Genomic DNA, 2533 nt, shown 5'->3' with positions numbered 1-2533 from the left:
GGTCTCAGGACTCCGCGTCGGGGTGGGCGGTCAGAAGAGCAACTCGGTAACTCAACAGAAAAGAATCTCAATGAGTGAACTATCAGGCGGGTGAGGCGATCTTAGACGACGCTTGTTCTTCCGGAGCCGGGCGGTCCCCGGATGCGGGAATGCCGCCGCGGCTCAGGGCACGCGGCCCCGGGCAGCGGTCGCGCGGCTCAGGGCACGCGGCTCAGCGACCGCCGTGCGGCTTGAGCGCGCCGAGTTCCTCGTTCACCGCCGCGAGGAAGCTCAGCACCACCGCCAGCTCCTCCTCGCTGAAACGGTCGGCTGCGGCCTGCGTGGCCTCCGCGAGCGGCCGGAAGTAGGTCCGCGCGGCCGGCCGGGCGTCGGCCGCGTAGTGCAGATGGACCACGCGGCGGTCGGCGCTCTCCCGCACCCGGCGGACGTGCCCGGCGCGCTCCAGGCGGTCCACACACGCCGTGACCGCCCCCGAAGTGAGCCCGAGCCGCTCCCGCAGACGCCCCGGGGTCATCGGCTCGTCCGCGTCGAGGATCGCCGCCAGCGCCTGGACGTCCGTCGCGTGCAGCCCGTGGTCACCGGCGAAGCCCTGCATCAGACGGTTGATCTCCCCGTGCAGTCTGCGCAGGTGGACGGCGAAGGACTGCAGGTCCGGTCCGGCACCCGCACCGGGCTCCGGCCGCCGCGTCGGCTGCTCCCGGTCTTCTGCTGTGGCCACGTGATCAGCCTATAGAACCGCCGCCCGGCGGGGGAAAGCGCGGGGGGCGGCAAGGTCTGGGCGGGGTCCCCGCCGGGGAGACCGACGCCGGAGAGCACAACCATGGACCGGCTCCCGGGGCCGGCCAGCCGGGCGGCGCATCCGGAGGTGGCCCGTCCGGGGAAGTCGTACGGGAATGCCCGGACGCAAGGACGGCCGGCCCGTCACGGTCCGTCCGGCACCCGCGGGAACCGAGCGGTGGCGAGCGAGGCGCAGGACCATGAAGGTGACGGTGAACGAGCGACCAGGGCGGTGAGCGGTGATCAGGGCGATGAACGGTGACTACACCACGCAAGAGGGTCCGCGTTGTCTGGTGACCGGTGCCACCGGCTACATCGGCGGCCGGCTGGTCCCCGAGCTGCTGACGGCCGGGTACCGGGTCCGCTGTCTGGCCCGGTCCCCCGGCAAGCTGCGCGACCACCCCTGGGCGGATGACGCGGAGATCGTCCGCGGCGACGTCACGGACGACGCGTCGACCGGTGCGGCCCTGCGGGACGTGGACGTGGCGTACTACCTGGTGCACGCCCTGGGCACGGGCAAGGACTTCGAGGAGACGGACCGGCGGGCCGCGACGGTGTTCGCCCGGCAGGCGCGCGCCGCGGGGGTGCGGCGGATCGTCTATCTCGGCGGTCTCACTCCCGCGGGCGTCCCCGAGCGGGATCTCTCCCCGCATCTGCGCTCGCGGGCGGAGGTGGGCCGTGTCCTGCTGGCGTCCGGTGTCCCCACGGCCGTGCTGCGCGCGGCGGTGATCCTCGGCTCCGGCTCGGCCTCCTTCGAGATGCTGCGGTATCTGACCGAGCGGCTGCCGGTCATGGTCACGCCGAGCTGGGTGCACACCCGGATCCAGCCCGTCGCCGTACGGGACGTGCTGCGCGCCCTGGTCGGCAGCGCGGGGATGCCGGCGGAGGTGAACCGTACCTTCGACATCGGCGGACCGGAGGTGCTGACGTACCGCGACATGATGCTGCGCTACGCCCGGGTCGCCGGACTGCCGCGCCGTCTCATGCTCCCCGTTCCGCTGCTCACGCCGAGCCTGTCGAGCCACTGGGTCGGTCTGGTGACCCCGGTGCCCGCGTCCATCGCCCGGCCGCTCGCCGAGTCGCTGCGCCACGAGGTGGTCTGCCACGAGCACGACATCGCGCGGTACGTCCCGGATCCGCCCGGGCACCCGCTCGGCTTCGACGAGGCGGTACGGCTGGCCCTGCAACGGGTGCGCGAGGCCCGGGTCGACACCCGCTGGTCCAGCGCCTCGGTGCCCGGCGCCCCGAGCGATCCCCTGCCCACCGATCCGGACTGGGCGGGTGGCAGCCTCTACACCGACGAGCGGGAGATCACCGTGGACGCCTCGCCGGAGGCGCTGTGGCGGGTCATCGAGGGGATCGGCGGGAAGAACGGCTGGTACTCCTTCCCGCTCGCCTGGTCGGTGCGCGGCCTGCTGGACCGGCTGGTGGGCGGGGTCGGACTGCGGCGCGGACGCCGGGACGCGCAGCGGCTGCGGGCCGGGGACTCCCTGGACTTCTGGCGGGTCGAGGAGATCGAACGGGGGCGGCTGCTGCGGCTGCGGGCCGAGATGCGGCTGCCCGGGCTGGCCTGGCTGGAGATGTACGCCGGGACGGACCCGGCCGGCCGCACCCGGTACCGCCAGCGCGCCCTGTTCCATCCGCACGGCCTGCTCGGCCAGGGCTACTGGTGGGGTGTCTCGCCCTTCCACGCCCTGGTCTTCGGCGGCATGGCCCGCAACATCGCCCGCGCCGCGGCGAAGACATCGTCCGCCCC

At 73.5% G+C, this 2533-nt stretch carries 2 protein-coding genes; one reads left to right on the top strand and one right to left on the bottom strand.

The features are described 5' to 3' along the window. Positions 1-211: 211 nt before the first annotated feature. Positions 212-718: a MarR family winged helix-turn-helix transcriptional regulator gene (locus tag CCN42_RS37820; protein WP_086741777.1), complete on the bottom strand. Its 507-nt coding sequence runs from the start codon at positions 716-718 to the stop codon at positions 212-214. 310 nt (positions 719-1028) lie between these two features. Here CCN42_RS37820 and CCN42_RS37815 point away from each other — a divergent pair. Next, positions 1029-2533: SDR family oxidoreductase (locus tag CCN42_RS37815; RefSeq protein ID WP_107427714.1), on the top strand; the 1505-nt coding region annotated here is incomplete at its 3' end.

Origin of the sequence: Streptomyces glaucescens (assembly GCF_002154375.1) — a bacterium.
Taxonomy (GTDB): domain Bacteria; phylum Actinomycetota; class Actinomycetes; order Streptomycetales; family Streptomycetaceae; genus Streptomyces; species Streptomyces glaucescens.
Note: the sequence above shows the minus strand (reverse complement) of the source record. Positions and strands in the feature narration are given on the sequence as shown.